Source organism: Saccharothrix sabaoui, assembly GCF_051756985.1.
Classification (GTDB): Bacteria; Actinomycetota; Actinomycetes; order Mycobacteriales; family Pseudonocardiaceae; genus Actinosynnema.
Genome location: NZ_JBPKJK010000032.1, coordinates 52,705 through 69,367 on the forward strand (window position 1 = coordinate 52,705; position 16,663 = coordinate 69,367).

Here is a 16,663-nt window from a genome sequence, read left to right on the forward strand (position 1 = left end):
GGACCCGAGAGTCCAACGCTCAGGACCCGCGAGTCATGCGCTCGTGCCCCGCGAGTCATGCGTTCACGACCCTCGTGTCCTGCGCTCATGGCTAACGCCGTGAGTCGTGAACGCAGAACTCAGGGGTCCTGAGCGTTGGACTCGCGCGGCGTGAGCGTTGGACTCGCGCGGCGTGAGCGTTGGACTCTCGGGGCGTAAGCGCATGACTCGCGGGGCGTGAGCGCATGACTCTCGGGGCGTGAGCGCATGACTCGCGGGTCAGCGGGGGGTGCGGAGGGCGGCTATCACGTCCGGGTCCCAGCGGTGGGTGCGGATCAGGCGGTAGCGCTCGGCCGCTACCCACAGGTACGCCTCGGTCTCGGTGCGGTCGCCCACCAGGTCCGCCTGCCGCAGCATGTCGACCACCGGCACGTACTCCTCGGCGTACCAGCGGGCCGCGACGGTCGCCCGGTCCAGGAGGCGGCCCTCGTCCTGCATCAGCCGGAACCCCCACGCCTCCACGTGCTCGCCCAGCTCCGCGTAGTCCCACGGGTCCGACAGCGACACGGCCGCGCGCGCCTGCCCGCCCAGCGGCACCCGTTCCAGGAACAGCCGCCGGTAGTCCTTCACGATCAGGTCGCCCCGGTGCCGGATGCCGTGCGCCGCGACCCGCGTCACGACCTCGGTCACGTAGGCGTCGATCACCCCCAGGCCCAGCGCGTGCGCCACCGACACCCGGTGGTGCCCGTCCTGCACGAAGTGCAGGTCGCCCACCCGGTACAGCTCGACCGGCGGCACCGCCTCGCCGCGCCGCTGCGCCAGCGCCAACCGCTCCCAGCGCTCCCGCACGCGCGCCGACGTGGGCCGGAACCGCCGGTCGAAGTCCCGGGTCCGGTCCACGCTGCCCACGATCGAGTCCAACCGGACCGTGCACAGCCCCAGCCGCTTCTCGCCGACCAGCCCCAGCGCCTCCACGACCTCGTGGAACGGCAGCGTGATGTTCACGTCGTCCGGTTCCCGCCGCAGCCACGCCGCCAGCCTCGACAGCACCTGCCGCCGCCGGGCGCGCTGGAAGTCGTTCTCCGCGTCGGCGCGCGGGAACCCGGTGTCACGGCGCACGGCGCACCCCCGCCGCCGAGGGCACGTCCAGCACCTTCCAGCCCACCGCGTTCACCACCTTCGTCGCGCCCAGCTCCCGGTCCGGCCGCGGCACGCCGTGCGGGTGCACGTGCCCGTGCAGCAGCAGCGGCGGGCGCAGCAGCCGCACCGCGTCGTGCAGGCAGGCGAACCCGCGGTGCGGCGCGTCCTCCTCGTCGCCGCAGCCCAGCGGCGGCGAGTGGGTGAGCAGCACGTCCACGCCCCGCCCGTCGCGCAGCCGCCGCCACCGGGCCAGCCGCAGCACCCGCCGCAGCCGCCGCGCCTGCTGCCGCTCCGTCCACTGGTTCGGCCCGCCGTTGTACCGGATCGACCCGCCCAGCCCCGCGATCCGCAGCCCGGCCACGTCCACCACCCGTTCGTCGGCGTTCACGCCGCCCGCCGGTCCCGGCCACCGCGCCGGCAGGCCCGCCCTCGTCCACAGCCCGCGCACGGCGACGTACCCGCCCAGGTCGGCGTCGTGGTTGCCCGGCACGAACACGCACGGCCGGTCCAGCACGTCCGCCAGGTGCTCCAGGTAGTCGAACGGCAGGTCGCCGGCCGCGAGGACCAGGTCCACGCCCAGCGCGCGCACCCGGTCGGTCCACAGCCGCTCGACCACCTCGTCCGACACCGCGAGAACCTTCGGCACCCGACGAGCGTAGGCGCTGTCCGCGCAGGTGACACCTCCCCGGTGAAAGGGTGAAATGACGCGGTGGTCCTTCCGCCGCGCGGGGGGAGGCGCGCTAGCGTGCCAGGGGTGCTCGCCGAGCTGTTCCTCGACGCCTCCCGTTCCTGCCGGACGCACAGCCCCCTCACCCACGCCCTCCTCGCGGCGGCCGCCGACGACCTGGCCCGCGGCGGGGTCACCGCGCGGGTGATGGCCGGCGCCGAGTGCGACCGCCAGGGCAGCGTCCCCGGCCTGCGGTTCGCCGCGGCCCTGCACCGCCTGGTCCTGGAGGGCCGGGCGCCCGCGCTGGCCAGGCACTACCCGACCGCGGGCGGCAGCCCCGACCTCGACGCGCTGTGGGACGACGCCCTGCCCGTGCTGCACGAGCACACCGACGAGCTGCGGGCGGCGGTCACCACGACGGTCGTGCAGACCAACGAGCCGGGCCGCAGCGCGCCCCTGTTCGGCGGCCTCCAGACCGCCACCCACCTGGCCGCGGCGCAGGTCGGCAGGCGCACGCCGTTCCCGGTCCGGCTGCTGGAGGTCGGCGCGTCCGGCGGCCTGAACCTGCGCCCGCACCGCATCGCCTACCGCGTCGACGGCGTCCGCTACGGCGACCCGGGCAGCCCGCTGACGCTGGACCCGCGGTGGACCGGCAGGCCGTCGGTCGCGCTGGACCACAACCTGCGGCTGGTCCGCCGCGCGGGCTGCGACCCGCACCCCGTCGACGTGTCCACCGAGAGCGGCCGGCTGCACCTGTCGTCGTTCGTGTGGGCGGACCAGCCGGCCCGGCTGGAGCGGTTGCGGGCCGCGGTCGACCTGGCGCAGCTCGACCCGGTGCCCGTGCAGCGGGCCACCGGCCCCGAGTGGCTGGCGGAGCAGCTCGTGCGGCCGGAGCGGGACGTGCTCACCGTCGTGTGGCACTCGGTGGTCTGGCAGTACACCTCACCCGCCGACCGGGCCATGGGCCGGGCCGTGCTCGCCGAGGCCGCCGCCCGCGCCACGCCGATGGCGCCGCTCGCGCTGCTCGTGTTCGAGCCGCGCCGCACCCACCGGCCGACCAAGTACCAGTTCCAGCTGCTGCTGAAGCTGTGGCCGGCCGGCCTGTCGCTCAAGCTCGGCACCGGCGTCGGCCACGGCATCCCGTTCACCTGGGACACCAGGACCTGGGACTGACAACCCCCGGGGGCCGGCGCGGCGCGGTCCGGCGTGGACGGTCGTGGGCGGTCGGGCGCGGGTGACCGGGCGGGACGGCCGGGCGCGGGTCGGTCAGGCGCCGTTGGCGATGAGCAGCGTCACGGTGGCGAGCCAGCCCAGCAGGAAGGTCAGGATCCAGAACCGCAGGTTGGTGAGCATCCGGGTCATCGTGGGCACATCCCGTCGGGGGAGAAGGGGCGGAGGGTCCTTACAGCCACTCGTTCCGGCGGAATATTCGGTACAGGGTCAGGCAGACCGCGATGATCACCGAGATCACCATGGGGTAGCCGTAGCGCCAGTGCAGCTCCGGCATGTGGTCGAAGTTCATGCCGTACACGCCGACCACCATCGTCGGCACGGAGATGATCGCCACCCAGGAGGCGAGCTTGCGCATGTCCGAGTTCTGCTGGAGCGTGATCTTCGCCAGCACGGCGTTGACCAGCGTCGTCAGCAGCTCGTCGAAGTTGATGACGCGCTCGGACACCTCGGTGAGGTGGTCGTCGACGTCGCGGAAGTACGAGCGCACCTGCTCGGGGATCAGCGGCGTGTAGCCCTCGGCCAGCCGGCGCAGCGGCACGGCCAGCGGCATCACCGCGCGGCGCAGCTCCAGCACCTCGCGCTTCATCAGGTAGATCTGGTCGGCGCTGACCCGGCTGCGCGGCTGGAAGACCAGCGCCTCCATCGAGTCGATGTCGTCCTCGATGTGGTCGGTCACGTCCAGGTAGTTGTCGACCACGTGGTCGGCGATCGAGTACAGCACCGCGGCCGGCCCGACCTTGAGCCGGTCGGCGTCGGCCTCCAGGTCGCGGCGCACCGCGGCGAGGCCCGAGTGGTTGCCGTGCCGGACCGTGACCACGAAGTCGCGGCCGAGGAACACCATGACCTCACCCGACTCGACGATCTCGTTCGCCGTGTCCGGGGAGGCGTTCTGCACGTAGCGGACCGTCTTGAGCACCATGAACAGCGTGTTGTCGTAGCGCTCCAGCTTCGGCCGCTGGTGGGCGTGCACGGCGTCCTCGACGGCCAGCTCGTGCAGGCCGAACGTGTCCGCGACGCCCTGGATCTGCTCCTCGTCCGGCTCGTGCAGCCCGATCCAGACGAAGCCGTCGCCGCGCTTGCGGACCTCCTCCACCGCGTCGGTGTGCGACCAGCGGCCGGGCAGGCGCGCGCCGTCGACGTACACGCCGCAGTCCACGACGTAGGCCGACAGCGGGACGGGGACGGGCAGCGCGGGGCGTTCCGGCGAACGGCCTCTCAGACCGCCGAGCGAGGGCAGGCTGGGCACGGGGGACCTCCAGTGGGGGAGCGTCGACTCGGAACAACGACGACGGCACGTCCCCGACCGGTGGTGCTGGACCCGGTCCCGGTGGGGCTAACCCCGGACGACGGGTCCCCCGATGAGGACGCGCGAGGTACTCGCAGGATGGGGGTCGTTGCTCATCGGTGGTCCTCACCTCCTCGGGTTGGGCGGTCGCGGCGGTGGAGTCGCTCACAGACCAGTTGCCGAGGGTACTCCCCCGGTGCTCACACTGTCGTCCCGGTCCAACGAGAGCCGGACCACGACAGCCAACGGAGGCCGCGGTGCAGTTCGGGCGTTACTACGAGGAGTTCGAGGTCGGCGCGGTCTACAAGCACTGGCCGGGCAAGACGGTCACCGAGTACGACGACCACCTGTTCTGCCTGCTGACCATGAACCACCACCCGCTGCACATGGACGCGCACTACGCGGCGGGGACCACGGACTTCGGCAAGAACGTCGTGGTCGGCAACTACGTCTACTCGCTGCTGCTGGGCATGTCCGTGCCCGACGTGTCCGGCAAGGCCATCGCCAACCTGGAGGTCGAGTCGCTCAGGCACGTCAAGCCGACGTTCCACGGCGACACCATCTACGGTGAGACGGAGGTGCTGGACAAGACCCCGTCGAAGTCCAAGGACGACCGGGGCGTGGTCTACGTCGAGACGCGCGGGTACAAACAGGATGGCACGGTCGTGTGCGTCTTCCGGCGCAAGGTGATGGTCCCCAAGCGCTCCTACGGCGACGCGCGCGGTGGCGAGCAGCCGGGGCGGCCCGAACCGGTGCTCTGACCTGAGGGAGTGACGTGACCTCGCTGGACTTCGCGCGGCGGCGGCTGTCGGCGTTCGCCGAGCAGGAGGCGCACGGCGTCTCCCCGCTCTACGAGCACCTGGCGTCGCGCGCCGCCGGCGATCCCGGGGTCGCCGGCCTGCTGACCGCCGCCCCGGAGCGGTTCGCGCACGCGACCCTGCTCCTGGCGGCGGCGCACCGGCTGGTGCAGGCCGAGCCGTTCCACCCGCTGTCGCGGTACTACCCGTCGCTGGGCGGCACGCACGGCCCGGACGACGAGACGTGGCCGCTGTTCCGCGACTTCCTGCTCGACCGGGCCGACAAGGTGCGCGAGCTGGTGTCCACGCGCAGCACGCAGACCAACGAGGTGCGCCGGTCCGCGCTGCTCTACCCGGCGCTGGCCGGGATCAAGGGGCCGGTCGGGCTGCTGGAGGTCGGCTGCTCGGCCGGTCTGCTGCTGGGGCTCGACCTGTACGGCTTCCGCTACCAGACCCAGCAGGCGGGCCAGCTCGTCGCGGGGCCCGCGAAGGCGGCGCTCGGCCTGCACTGCTCGCTGGAGCTGGCGCCCGGCGCGGAGCTGCCGAAGATCCCCAAGTCGGTGAAGGTCGCCGCGAAGGTCGGCCTGGACCGGGCGCCCGCCGACCTGTCCGACGAGGAGACCTACGCGTGGCTCGAGGCGTGCGTGTGGGCCGACCAGCCGGAGCGGCTGCGGCTGTTCGGCGTGGCCGCGACCGTGCAGCGCAAGTCGCCGCCGGAGTTCGTGACCGGCGACGCGGTGGCGGACCTGTCCACCGCCGCCGCGCGGGTTCCCGAAGCGCTGCCGCTGGTCGTGATGACGAGCAACGTGCTGGCGTACCTGTCGGGGGCGGAGTTCGTCGAGGCGCTGCGCGCGCTGGGCCGGCCGCTGTGGTGGCTGAGCCACGAGGGCTACGCCGCGGCCCTGGAGCACGTGCTGCCGGGGCGCGAGGACCTGCGGCCGGGGCCCGGCGACGCGGCGTTCGGCGTCGTGGGGCTGGTCCGGTTCGAGGACGGCGACGTGGTCTCGGCGCGGGCGCTGGCGCGCACCGCCCCGCACGGCCAACGGCTGATCTGGCTCCCCTGAACGGGTGAACGTGATCAGCACCGGGGGAGCTGCCCCCAGGCTTCGAGGGTCTCCCGCAGCATCTCGGTGAGTGGGAGTGTGGCCAAGATCGCAGCGGTCACCCACTGTGCGTCAGCGGCGTCGTCGCCCGGTCGGAGGGCGCCGGATCGCACCTGGCAGGCGTAGTCGTGGATCTCGTAGGGGCCCTGCGGACCCGGTCGGGTGACACTGCCGACCAACGCCCCGACGGTCACGGAGAGTCCCGTCTCCTCGTTTAGTTCCCGCACAAGTGCGGTCTCGTCGGATTCGCCCTGCTCCACTCGTCCTCCGGGGAGCGACCACAGTCCCTCACCTGGGGGATTGCCGCGACGCACGAGCAGCAGTCGCCCGGTCGGGTCATGTGCGATGCCGCCGACACAGCGGATGCGATGGTCTCGTTCAGCCGTCACAGTTACTCCCAGTAGTCACCCCGGGTTGGCGGTGCAGACCACTGCCCCGAGTGCGGTACAAATCTCCCGAGGTGCCGCCGGGTGCGGTACAACGGTTTTCACTGGCGCCAAACGGGTGCGGGTAGCGAACGGGGTTGATCACCGTGAATCTGAAGAAGATTCTCACTTTCGCCGGGGTCGGCTTGGTCCTGTTCTTCCTGATCGCCGAGCCCCAGCAAGCGGCTCAGCTGGTGCAGAACATCCTGGGGACCCTCCGGGAAGCAGCTGAGGCGCTCATCACCTTCGTGAAACAATTGTTCTGAGTCGTCGCCCGGCTCCTCCACCCGGCGAGAGGTCGAAGGCATGTTCGCACCACGGGACCCCGACGAGTACCTGCTCCCGACGGAGCGTCGGGTCATCCGGGTACGCAGGCACTGGAGCTACCTGCTCTGGGATCTCCTGGAGGCCGGCGCGCTCCTCGCCGGCGCCATGATGATCTCCTACCTGCTGCCCGACAACGCAGGCATCATCCAGAACATCCTCTGGTACGCCTCGCTGTTCGTGCTGATCAGGCTGGCCTACTTCGTCATGGAGTGGTGGGTGGAGCGGATCGTCGTCACCGACAAGCGGTTCATGATCTCCTCGGGGGTCTTCGAGACCAAGGTCGCCATGATGCCGATCAGCAAGGTCACCGACCTCACCTACGAGCGGACGGTGCTCGGGCGCATGTTCGGCTTCGGCACGCTGGTCGTGGAGTCGGCGGGTCAGATCCAGGCCCTCAACCGGATCGAGTACCTGCCGAACCCCGAGGAGGTCTACGACGCGATCTCGGAGTTGACCTTCGGCGACAAGAAGGCGCAGGCGGAGCGCTTCTCGATGATCAAGGCGCAACGGGCGGCGCGCGGCAAGAAGATGGTGCCGTAGTAGACACTGGGCGGGTGCGAATCGACCTGCACACCCACTCGACCGAGTCCGACGGCACGGACACGCCCGCGCAGCTCGTGGCGGCGGCCGCCGCCACGGGCCTCGACGCGGTCGCGCTGACCGACCACGACACGGCCGCGGGCTGGGCGGAAGCGGCCAACGCGCTCCCGCCCGGCCTCAAGCTCGTGCGCGGCGCGGAGCTGTCCTGCGCGTCCGACGACGGCAGTGGGCGTCTCATCACCGTCCACCTGCTCGCCTACCTCTACGACCACACGTCGCCCGCGCTCGTCGAGGAGCAGCTGCGGCTGCGCCTCGAACGCCGGCAACGGCTCCGCCGCATGGCCGAGCGGATGGTCGACGACGGGTTCCCCATCGACCCCGACGAGCTGATGGCGGCCATGCCCGCCGACGCGCCCGCCGGGCGCCCGCACCTGGCCATGGCGCTGATCAGGGCCGGCGTCGTCACGTCGGTCGACGAGGCGTTCGCCCGCTACCTCACCGGCGGCCGGTACTACGTGCCGCGCACCGACACGTCCGTGGCCCGCGCCATCGCGATGATCGCCGACGCGGGCGGCGTGACCGTCCTCGCGCACCCCTTCGCCACCTCGCGCGGCCCCGTCGTGTCCGAGCAGGTCGTCGCCGACCTCGCCGACCTCGGCCTCGGCGGCGTCGAGGTCGACCACCCCGACCACGACCAGGCCACCCGCGACCGCCTGCGCGGCCTGGCCGGCGAACTCGGGCTGCTCACCACCGGCTCCAGCGACTACCACGGCACCAACAAGACGGTGCGGCTCGGCGCGGAGACCACGTCACCCGACGTGCTGGACGCGCTGGCCGACCGCGCGACCGGGTGCAAGGTGCTGGTCGGGTGAGGTAGCGGTGCGGTTCCTGTCGGTGGCCCTCGGTAGCGTGGGGGTCGTGCAGGAGCAGCTGGGGTTCGACTTCGGGGCGATGCCCAAGAAGCTGGTCAAGGTGACACCGGCCAAGCTGGCGACGTGGGCCGACTGCCCGCGCCGCTTCCGCATGGCCTACCTCGACCGGCCGACACCGCCGCGCGGCGGCGCGTGGGCGCACAACACCCTCGGCGCCGTCGTGCACAACGCCCTCAAGGCGCTGTTCGACCTGCCCGCCGACCGCCGCACCCCCGACCAGGCCGTCGCCCAGCTGCACCGGCAGTGGAAGAACGACGGGTTCCGCGACGCCGAGCAGGCCGCCGCCTACCGCGAGCGCGCCGAGGGCTGGCTGCGCGACTACGTCGGCGACCTCGACACGTCGGTCGACCCGATCGGCGTCGAGCGCTGGGTGTCCACGCCCACGTCGAAGATCGTCGCCGAGGGCCGCGTCGACCGCATCGACCTGCGCGACGGCGAACTGGTCGTCGTCGACTACAAGACCGGCCGCCACGCCCTCACCACCGACGACGCGCGCGGCTCCCTGGCCCTCGCCCTCTACGCCCTGGCCGCCCGCCGCACCCTGCGCAAACCGTGCCACCGGGTCGAGCTGCACCACCTGCCGACCCGGTCGGTCGCCGTGTGGGAGCACACCGACGAGAGCCTCGGCCGGCACGTGTCGCGCGCCGAGGAGTCCGCCGAGGAGATGGGCCTGGCCACCGACACCCTCAAGGCCGGCGGCGACCCCGAGGTCCTGTTCCCGCCCCGCACCGGCAGGCAGTGCACCTGGTGCGACTTCCGCCGCTCGTGCCCCGAGGGTCAGCGGGCCGCGCCGACGCTCGACCCGTGGGCGCTGCTCGCGCCGTAGAGTTGACCGCGTGACGATGGTGGAGAGCAGACCCGAACCGCGCCTCGCCAAGGTGTGGCGCGGCGTCAGCGGCGCCCTCGCCGTGGGCCTCGCCCTGCTGGCGCTGGCCCTGGTCGGCGTGCAGGTCTACGCCGGGGTCCACGACCTGCCCGGTCCCGGGGTCGACGTGGTCCTCGGGCACGTGGCCGCCGCGCTCGCCGCGGCGGTCGCCCAGGTCGTCGCCGACCGCAGGCGCGGCTGGGCGGTCACCGCGTGCGGACTGCTCGTCGTGCTGCTGGTGGCCGTGACCCTGTGGTTCTTCTGGTGGGCCTGACCCCGTGACCGGCGGGGCGGGTGCGCCGGCGGCCCGGGACCGCGCCGCCGGCGCGCCCGCGGCCGGTCAGTAGTTGAGGTACCAGCGCTGGTCGCGGTCGTACGGGTCGCAGCCGCGCAGGCGCAGCTGCCGCTCCTGGCCGTCGTAGGTGGCGCAGGTCTCGTCCGCCTCGTTCTCCAGCAGCCGGGAGTTGCCGCTGCCCCGGATCACCCACCGCTGGTCGGCGTGGCCGTCGCAGTCCCGGCCCGCGACCCGCGACCCGTCGACGGACGTGGCGCACAACCCGTTGTCGTGGTTCCGGATCGTGCCGTCGCCCCGGACGAACCAGAACTGGTTCGGCGTCGCGCGGAACGTCTCGACGATCGTCGGTTCGCCGTCCCACAGGGTCTGCTGCCACACCTCCTCGGAGCCGTTCGCGCTCTCGATCACCACCCGGTCGGCCTTGACGTCGGTGTCGGTGCGGGCGGCGTGGGCGGTGGGCGCGACGAGCAGGGCCGAGCACACCGCGGCCGCGGCGGCCAGGATCGGTCGGACAGACATTCGGGTCCCCTTCGACAGGCGGGCGGCCCCGGGAACGGTGCCGCGGTACCCAGTACAGCCCGCGTGCCGACCACCGTGAACAGCGGTAACGCCTTCGGGGAGGGAGGCGGCACGTGCCGGTGACACCGCCCGCCCACCGGTCGCGGAGGGTCGCGGGAAGCGCTGCTCCACCCCGGGGGCGTCCCCCGGGCAGAGGGATGACGGGTGCCCAGGAGGTGGCGGCGGTCGGGGACCTCAGGACAGCCAGGACCGCCACGTCGGCAGCAGCGTCGCCAGCAGCGCGTCCGGCGCCTCCGTGTTCGGGTTGTGCATCACGCCCGACAGCACGGCGAAGTCGGCGTCCAGCCGCTCGGCCATGTCCCGCTGGCTCGCAGCCGACCACGCGTCGTCCCGGTCGCCGCACACCACCAGGCACGGCGCACCCGCCGAGCGCAGCGCCCGCGCCAGCTTCGCCACCAGGTCCGGTTCGCCGCGCAGCGCCTCGCCCATGCCCAGCAGGCCCGCGGGCGACGAGCGCACGAACCGCTCCCGGTAGAAGTCCTTCAGCTCCCGCGGCATCGCCCGCCACCGCGGGTTCAGCGCCTGCCGCGTCTCGTTGACCTGCTGCGACGCCTCCACGCCCTGCTCGCGCAGCACGACCTCGCCGTAGTCCAGCGCCGTGCGGCGCTCACCCGGCGGCAGCTCCGACGGACCCGACGCGAGCAGCGTCAACCCCGACACCGGCGCGCCCGCGAGCACCGCGCCCCGCGCCACCAACCCGCCGTAGGAGTGGCCCAGCAGCAGCACCCGCCTGCCGTCGGCCGCGAACTTCGCCACCAGGTCCGCGAGGGCCGCGCCCAGCGCCGCCGGCCGGTACTCGGACTCCGCGACCGGCCCCGCCGACTCGTACTGGCCGGGCAGGTCGATCGCGACCACCTCGATGCCCGCGTCGGAGATCGGGTCCACCAGCGGCGCGAAGTCCTCCTTGGACCCGGTGTAGCCGGGCAGCAGCAGCGCCGTGGCACCCAGGTCGGGCCCCGCCGCCGGGGCGCGCAGGGCGGCGACCGGACCGTGCCGGCCGGGCAGGTCGACGCGGTGCGCGCGGTGCGGGCTGAACTGCGAGTGCACGTCGGTGAGTCTGCCGCACTCACCGCCCCCGCGCGTGGGGGCTCGCGGTGCGTTCCGGCACACCGGGTGTGACCGGCGGGTGGAGGTGGGTCAGCGGAGCGCGACGAGCGTGCCGCCCCGCTGCTCCAGCACCACCGGACCCTCGGTGGCCATCTCGACCGGCCCGGAGTGGCCCTGGCGGTCCACCGGGATCTCCGCGACCTGCTCGCCGGTGACCTGGTCGACGACCTTCAGCCCCGACGGCACCGGCAGCAGCAGGCGGCCGGCGAGCGTCGTGCCCGCGCCCAGCGTGCCGTCCACCGCCCACAGCGGGCTCAGGTCCACCGGCGACAGGGCGATCGTCCTCGACCCGGTGAACCAGTAGGTGTTCGCCGTGCTGGTGAACGTCGGCACCACCCGGCCGGGCGGGTCGCCCTCCAGCTCGGCCGCCGTCACGTCGACCCGGTGCTCCGAGACCAGGCCGCCCGTGTCCGCGTCGAACACGATGAGCCGGTTCGGCACGACCACCGCGACCCGGTTCGCCGTCACCGCGACGACCCGCGCGTTCTTCTCGCCCACGATCGAGGTGCTGATGACCTGCGGCTCGTCCGACTTCTCCGGGTTCGGCTTGAGCACCGTGATCCGGTCGGACGGGTCCTGGGTGTAGCAGCGCTCCAGCACCGCGACCTTGCCGCCGGTGACGGCGAACGAGCCGTAGGAGCAGTCGGGGCGGGGCTGCTTGCCGGCGTTCACGATCGCGCGCAGGCGGCCGTACTCCATCGAGCGGACCAGGTCGTCGCGCCGGTAGACCTCGGCGAACGACCCGCCGGTGGTGAGGACGTGCGAGCCCTCGTTCAGCAGGCGGGTGCCCGGTTCGGCGTCGCCGTTGCGCTGGGGGCCGCGCTTGCCCGACGCCGTGTCCAGCGTGGTGACCTCGGAGCAGTTCGTGTCCTTGCGGTGCACGGCGAACACCCGGCCCCAGGCCGCGGAGACCGTGCACAGCGGCCAGTCGCGGGCGTAGCGCCACCGGACCTCGCCGGTCAGCGCGTCGCGGCCGACCACCTCGCCGCCGTCGCCGGTGACGACGACCGAGTCGAGGTTGACGGGGACCGGCGTGGCGCCGCTGGGCGCGCGCCAGCTCTCGGCCAGGGAGGGCGGCATCACGGTCACCGGTTGGAGCGGGTCGAACTGCGGGGAGCCGACCTGGCTGACCGTGTTGCGGGCGTCGGAGGTGAACCAGACGACCAGCGAGGCCACCAGCACGACCGCGGTGACCAGGGCGACGCCGATGAAGTCGCCCGTCGTGCGCCACGAACGCCCGGGCAGCGGCTCGAAGTCGTCCACGACCTCGGGGGTGCTGCCCTCGGGAGCGCTGGTGCCCGGGGCGCTGGTGTCCGGGGTGCCTTCGCCGGGCTCCCGCAGCACGTCCTCGTCCAGCACGACCTGCCCGTTCGACTCCGCCTGCTCCGGCTGGCCCACTGCCCGGCTCCCCGATGGTCGGTGATCTCGTGCGACTCGTTCAGGCGACATGCTCCCACCACGGGGAAGAGGTCGGTGTGAGGCCGTGGCCGGACGTCTCGCCTGGTGGGGCGGCGGGCGGTCGGCGGGCGGTCGGCGGGCGGGGGCACGAGGCGGTGGTGGGGTCTTGACCTGCGGTTTCGCGCGCGTGGGGCGGGTTTTGGGCGCGCGGTTCGCGAGGTCGTGCGGCGACAGGGGCGAGGGTGGGGCGGACCTGCGGGTTCGCGCCCCGGACCCCACCAGGGCCGCGGTGTGCGCCGGGCCGCGTGACCTGCGGGTTCGCCGCGGACTGCGACTGCCGCCGGGGGCAAAAGGGCTGCCTCCGGAGAGGGCGAGAGGGGTTGTGGTCGGGGGCGGCGAGAAGGGCTGTTGCCGGGGGCGGCGAGAAGGGCCGCGGCCGGGCGGCGAAAGGGCGGGGGCGCGGCGAGGCCGGGCGGCAGCCCAGGACCGGCGCGGTCGGCGGCGCGGAAGGGCTGGACCGGCGCGGTCGGCGGCGCGGAAGGGCTGGGGTGGGGCGGCGGCAAGGCAGGCGCGGTGAGGTCAGCGACCAGGGGCCTTGGCGGTGGATGGTGCGCGCGGCCGGCGTGTGTGCGGATGGGCGGCGTGCGGGCGGCCAGCCGGCTTGCGGGCAGGTGGCCGGCGGGTGGTGTGCGGCCGGCTTGCGGTGCGGGCAGGCGGCGGGTGATGCGTGTGGCGGGCAGGCGCGGGGTGCGGGTGGCCGTGGCTGCGGGGTAGTGGTGGTGGGGAGGGGTGTGGTGGCCCCTCCCGTCGCCGGACCGCTGCGACTTCGCCGTGGCCGCCGTGTCCCGGCCGCGTTCGGGAGTTGCGGTACCGGGGTGGTCTCGGCGGTCCGATTCTCTCAACCGAGTGGCGAGGGGCCGATTTCGTACGTGTTCGGCCCGATGATCACCCGATCGTGTCTCCACCCCGGTTGGGCAGCGGCTGCTTGGCGGTAGCTGCTGCCCACCTCGGGGTCAGGTTACTCGGCCGCCGGGGAGTCCGCTGCTCCCGCCGCTCCGCCTGTGCGCCTGCGGCGGCGCCTGCGGGGGCGGGTGGGGTCTGCCGCGTCGTCCGGAGAGTGCGGGGTGGACGACTCGGACTCGGGGGCGGCGGTGGGGGACTGGGGTGCTGCCGGGGAGTCCGTCGCCTCCGCCGTCGCCTCGCTCGACGCCACGCCGGCTCGGCTGCGGCGACGGCGGCGGGCGCGCGGGGGCTTCTGGTCGTCCTCCGCGGGGGACTCCGACTGCGCCGGGCCGGACGGGGTGGAGGCCGGCGGGGTCTCCTCGCCGTCACCGTGCCCGCCGCGACGGCGTCGCCGGGTCTTCTTCTCGCCCTTCAGGTTCTCCTCGGGCTCCGCGTCCAGGCCGGCGCGGGTGCGCAGGCCCAGGGGGAGCCGGCCGGTCGAGCCGGAGGGGATGTCCAGGTCGGTGAACAGGTGGTCCGAGGTGGAGTAGGTCTCCACGGCCTCCGGCTTGCCGAGGCCGAGGGTGTCGCTGATCATCTTCCAGCGCGGCTCCTCGTCCCAGTCGACCAGCGTCACGGCGACGCCCGTGCGGCCCGCGCGACCGGTGCGGCCGATGCGGTGCACGTAGGTCTTCTCGTCCTCGGGGCACTGGTAGTTGATGACGTGCGTGACGCCCTCGACGTCGATGCCGCGCGCGGCCACGTCGGTCGCGACGAGCACGTCGACCTTGCCCGAGCGGAACGCGCGCAGCGCCTGCTCGCGGGCGCCCTGGCCGAGGTCGCCGTGCACGGCCGCCGCGGCGAAGCCGCGTTCGACCAGGTCGTCCGCCACCTTCTGCGCGGTGCGCTTGGTGCGGGTGAAGATCATGGACAGGCCGCGCTCGCGGGCCTGGAGCATGCGGGCCAGCAGCTCGGTCTTGTCCAGCGCGTGCGCGCGGTAGACGAACTGCTCGGTGCGCTCGTGGATGGCGCCCGCGTCGTTCTCCTCGGCCCGCACGTGCGTGGGCTGGTTGAGGAACGTCCGGGCGAGCGTGATGATCGGCCCCGGCATGGTCGCCGAGAAGAGCATGGTCTGCCGCTCGTCGGGCACCATGCGCAGGATGCGCTCGATGTCGGGCAGGAAGCCCAGGTCGAGCATCTCGTCGGCCTCGTCCAGCACCAGCCCGCGCACCTTGCCGAGCACGAGGTGCCGCTGCTCGGCGAGGTCGAGGAGCCGGCCGGGGGTGCCGACGACGACGTCCACGCCCTTGCGCAGCGCCGCGATCTGCGGCTCGTACGGCCGGCCGCCGTAGATGGCCAGCACGCGCACGCCGAGGTGCTTGGCGGCGTTGGTCAGGTCGTGGGTGACCTGGAGGCACAGCTCGCGCGTCGGCACCACGACCAGCGCCTGCGGCGTGCCGTCGCCCGGCACGGTGATCCGCTGGAGCAGGGGGATGCCGAAGCCCAGGGTCTTGCCGGTGCCGGTGCGGGCCTGGCCGATGACGTCGTCGCCGGCCAGCGCCAGCGGCAGCGTCAGCTCCTGGATGGCGAACGTGCGGTGGATGCCGGCCTCGGCCAGCGCGCGCACGATCTCGTCGCGGACGCCCAGCTCGGCGAAGGTGGGTGCGTCCGGCTTGACGGGCGCGTCGGCGACCAGCGGTCGCGAGGTGTCGTCCTCGGGGACGCCCGCCTCGCTGTGCTCCAGCTCCACCGGGTCGATGTGCGTGTCTTCGTTCGTCGCGGTCAGGGTGATCGCCTCTCTCGTACCAGCGCGCACGGCCTGTACGGGCCGCTCGACCGCGTCCACCGCCACTCGGCCTGGGGAGGCCGGGCGGGTCGCGGGAGGGCCAGCGAGGTGTGTGCGCGCACCCTCTCCTGGCGGCACGGTGCCGCCGCAGTTCAGCCTTCGGCACCGCTGCGAGCCCCCACTGGGCCGCGCCGCGCCGGGCGTCGAGGATCGAGTCTACCCGGGAGCTGGGCCGATCGGGGTGGAACGACCCCGTCGGCTGCGGGTTCGCGTGCGCGGGGTGTGGTGGACGACTCCCGACTAGGCTCGCCGTCATGAGCGACGTGGAGGCCGGTGGGGCCGTGGTGGCGGGTCAGGTGGCGGAGGGGGTCGTCGACCTGATGGGCACGCTGGCCTACGGCGAGCTGTCGGCGTTCGACCGGATGGCCGAGGACGCCAGGACGGCGCCGACGCTGGCCGGGCGCGCCGCGCTGTCCCGGATGGCCGCCGCCGAGATCGGCCACTACGTGCTGCTGGAGACCTACCTGGCGGAGCGCGGTCACTCGCTGGAGGAGGCGATGCGGCCGTTCGCGGCGGGCTTCGACGCCTTCCACGCCTCCACGGCGCCGAGGTCGTGGCCGGAGTCGCTGGTCAAGGCGTACGTCGGGGACGGCCTGGCGGCCGACTTCTACCGCGAGGTCGCGGAGTGGCTCGACGAGCCGACCAAGGAGCTGGTGCTCGCGGTGCTGGCCGACACGGGGCACTCGGCGTTCGCCGAGCGCGAAGTCCGGGCGGCCTGCGCGAGCGACCCGACGTTGCGCGACCGGCTCACGTTGTGGGGTCGCCGGCTGCTCGGCGAGGCGTTGACGCAGGCCCAGTACGTGGTGGCGGAGCGGGACGGGCTGGCCGAGCTGATCGTGCGCGGCTCGGGCGACCTGGCGGGCATCGCAACGCTGTTCCGGCGGCTCCAGCAGAGCCACACGCGGCGCATGTCGGCGCTCGGGCTCGGCTAGGGTTGGGTTTCGAAAGCCGTCAAACGCGTGCACGGAGGTCAGCGTGGAGGTCAGGGTCGGCATCGCGGACAGCCCGCGGGAGCTCGTGGTGTCCAGCGGTCTCACCCCCGAGGAGGTCGAGTCGCAGGTCGCCGACGCCCTCAAGGCGGGCACCGGGCAGCTCGTTCTGGTCGACCAGAAGGGCGCCCGCTACGTGGTGCCCGCGGCGCGCATCGCGTACGTGGAGATCGGTCCGAGCGACGCCCGTCGGGTCGGCTTCGTCTCCGGCGAC

18 protein-coding genes are annotated in these 16,663 nt (G+C 73.4%); 10 read left to right on the forward strand and 8 right to left on the reverse strand.

Annotated features, from left to right (window positions below; all coding sequences use genetic code 11):
• Positions 1-258: 258 nt before the first annotated feature.
• Both ACR807_RS12960 and ACR807_RS12965 read right to left on the reverse strand, forming a co-directional pair.
• Positions 259-1,098, reverse strand: a complete 840-nt coding sequence (locus tag ACR807_RS12960; protein WP_438921514.1) for a chromosome partitioning protein ParB — start codon at positions 1,096-1,098, stop codon at positions 259-261.
• Entirely contained in the window at positions 1,088-1,765 is a 678-nt protein-coding gene (locus tag ACR807_RS12965) for a metallophosphoesterase family protein (protein WP_438921515.1), read from the reverse strand. The genes ACR807_RS12960 and ACR807_RS12965 overlap by 11 nt, the downstream gene beginning before the upstream one ends.
• A gap of 108 nt (positions 1,766-1,873) precedes the next feature.
• Here ACR807_RS12965 and ACR807_RS12970 point away from each other — a divergent pair, with 108 nt between their 5' ends.
• Complete coding sequence (locus ACR807_RS12970) at positions 1,874-2,959, forward strand: DUF2332 domain-containing protein (RefSeq protein ID WP_438921516.1); 1,086 nt, start codon at positions 1,874-1,876, stop codon at positions 2,957-2,959.
• Between the two features lie 229 nt (positions 2,960-3,188).
• Here ACR807_RS12970 and corA read toward each other — a convergent pair whose 3' ends face one another.
• Complete coding sequence (gene corA / locus ACR807_RS12975; RefSeq protein WP_438921517.1) at positions 3,189-4,265, reverse strand: magnesium/cobalt transporter CorA; 1,077 nt, start codon at positions 4,263-4,265, stop codon at positions 3,189-3,191.
• A gap of 296 nt (positions 4,266-4,561) precedes the next feature.
• Here corA and ACR807_RS12980 point away from each other — a divergent pair, with 296 nt between their 5' ends.
• The gene (locus ACR807_RS12980; RefSeq protein ID WP_438921518.1) at positions 4,562-5,065 is read left to right on the forward strand and encodes a MaoC family dehydratase; all 504 of its coding nucleotides are present in this window, start codon (positions 4,562-4,564) and stop codon (positions 5,063-5,065) included.
• A 14-nt stretch (positions 5,066-5,079) separates the two neighbouring features.
• Positions 5,080-6,165, forward strand: a complete 1,086-nt coding sequence (locus ACR807_RS12985; protein WP_438921519.1) for a DUF2332 domain-containing protein — start codon at positions 5,080-5,082, stop codon at positions 6,163-6,165.
• 14 nt (positions 6,166-6,179) lie between these two features.
• On the opposite strand, the gene ACR807_RS12990 is transcribed toward ACR807_RS12985, so the two are convergent.
• Positions 6,180-6,593 carry an NUDIX hydrolase gene (locus ACR807_RS12990; protein WP_438921520.1) on the reverse strand — a complete coding sequence of 138 codons (414 nt, stop codon included), beginning with the start codon at positions 6,591-6,593 and terminating at the stop codon, positions 6,180-6,182.
• Positions 6,594-6,736: 143 nt separating this feature from the next.
• Here ACR807_RS12990 and ACR807_RS12995 point away from each other — a divergent pair, with 143 nt between their 5' ends.
• From ACR807_RS12995 to ACR807_RS13015, 5 genes are read left to right on the forward strand one after another with little or no spacing between them, the layout of a single operon-like run.
• On the forward strand, positions 6,737-6,895 hold the full coding sequence (locus tag ACR807_RS12995) for a hypothetical protein (RefSeq protein WP_170185132.1): 159 nt from the start codon (positions 6,737-6,739) through the stop codon (positions 6,893-6,895).
• Positions 6,896-6,935: 40 nt separating this feature from the next.
• On the forward strand, positions 6,936-7,496 hold the full coding sequence (locus ACR807_RS13000; RefSeq protein ID WP_438921521.1) for a PH domain-containing protein: 561 nt from the start codon (positions 6,936-6,938) through the stop codon (positions 7,494-7,496).
• Between the two features lie 14 nt (positions 7,497-7,510).
• On the forward strand, positions 7,511-8,368 hold the full coding sequence (locus ACR807_RS13005) for a PHP domain-containing protein (protein WP_438921522.1): 858 nt from the start codon (positions 7,511-7,513) through the stop codon (positions 8,366-8,368).
• Between the two features lie 46 nt (positions 8,369-8,414).
• A complete protein-coding gene (locus ACR807_RS13010) occupies positions 8,415-9,254 on the forward strand; it encodes a RecB family exonuclease (RefSeq protein WP_438921523.1) in 840 nt (279 codons plus the stop codon).
• A gap of 10 nt (positions 9,255-9,264) precedes the next feature.
• Positions 9,265-9,567: a hypothetical protein gene (locus ACR807_RS13015; protein WP_438921524.1), complete on the forward strand. Its 303-nt coding sequence runs from the start codon at positions 9,265-9,267 to the stop codon at positions 9,565-9,567.
• 66 nt (positions 9,568-9,633) lie between these two features.
• Here ACR807_RS13015 and ACR807_RS13020 read toward each other — a convergent pair whose 3' ends face one another.
• The 4 genes from ACR807_RS13020 to ACR807_RS13035 all read right to left on the reverse strand — a co-directional run bounded on the left by ACR807_RS13020 (position 9,634) and on the right by ACR807_RS13035 (position 15,364).
• The gene (locus tag ACR807_RS13020) at positions 9,634-10,107 is read right to left on the reverse strand and encodes a ricin-type beta-trefoil lectin domain protein (RefSeq protein WP_438921525.1); all 474 of its coding nucleotides are present in this window, start codon (positions 10,105-10,107) and stop codon (positions 9,634-9,636) included.
• A 234-nt stretch (positions 10,108-10,341) separates the two neighbouring features.
• Entirely contained in the window at positions 10,342-11,214 is an 873-nt protein-coding gene (locus ACR807_RS13025) for an alpha/beta fold hydrolase (RefSeq protein ID WP_438921526.1), read from the reverse strand.
• A 90-nt stretch (positions 11,215-11,304) separates the two neighbouring features.
• Positions 11,305-12,672: an Rv3212 family protein gene (locus ACR807_RS13030; RefSeq protein ID WP_438921527.1), complete on the reverse strand. Its 1,368-nt coding sequence runs from the start codon at positions 12,670-12,672 to the stop codon at positions 11,305-11,307.
• A 1,018-nt stretch (positions 12,673-13,690) separates the two neighbouring features.
• Positions 13,691-15,364, reverse strand: coding sequence for a DEAD/DEAH box helicase (locus tag ACR807_RS13035; protein WP_438921532.1), 1,674 nt, complete (start codon positions 15,362-15,364; stop codon positions 13,691-13,693).
• Positions 15,365-15,714: 350 nt separating this feature from the next.
• On the opposite strand from ACR807_RS13035, the gene ACR807_RS13040 reads away from it, so the two are divergent.
• Together ACR807_RS13040 and ACR807_RS13045 are read left to right on the forward strand one after the other, a co-directional pair.
• Positions 15,715-16,392 carry a ferritin-like fold-containing protein gene (locus ACR807_RS13040; protein WP_438921528.1) on the forward strand — a complete coding sequence of 226 codons (678 nt, stop codon included), beginning with the start codon at positions 15,715-15,717 and terminating at the stop codon, positions 16,390-16,392.
• A 43-nt stretch (positions 16,393-16,435) separates the two neighbouring features.
• Positions 16,436-16,663, forward strand: a 228-nt coding sequence (locus ACR807_RS13045; RefSeq protein ID WP_184927778.1) for a DUF3107 domain-containing protein, incomplete at its 3' end; no start/stop codon positions are given.

Coding starts and splice junctions, on each gene's coding strand:
- ACR807_RS13000 (WP_438921521.1), top strand. CDS start 6,936: ATGTTCGCACCACGGGACCCCGACGAGTACCTGCTCCCGACGGAGCGT.
- ACR807_RS13020 (WP_438921525.1), bottom strand. CDS start 10,107: ATGTCTGTCCGACCGATCCTGGCCGCCGCGGCCGCGGTGTGCTCGGCC.
- ACR807_RS13040 (WP_438921528.1), top strand. CDS start 15,715: ATGAGCGACGTGGAGGCCGGTGGGGCCGTGGTGGCGGGTCAGGTGGCG.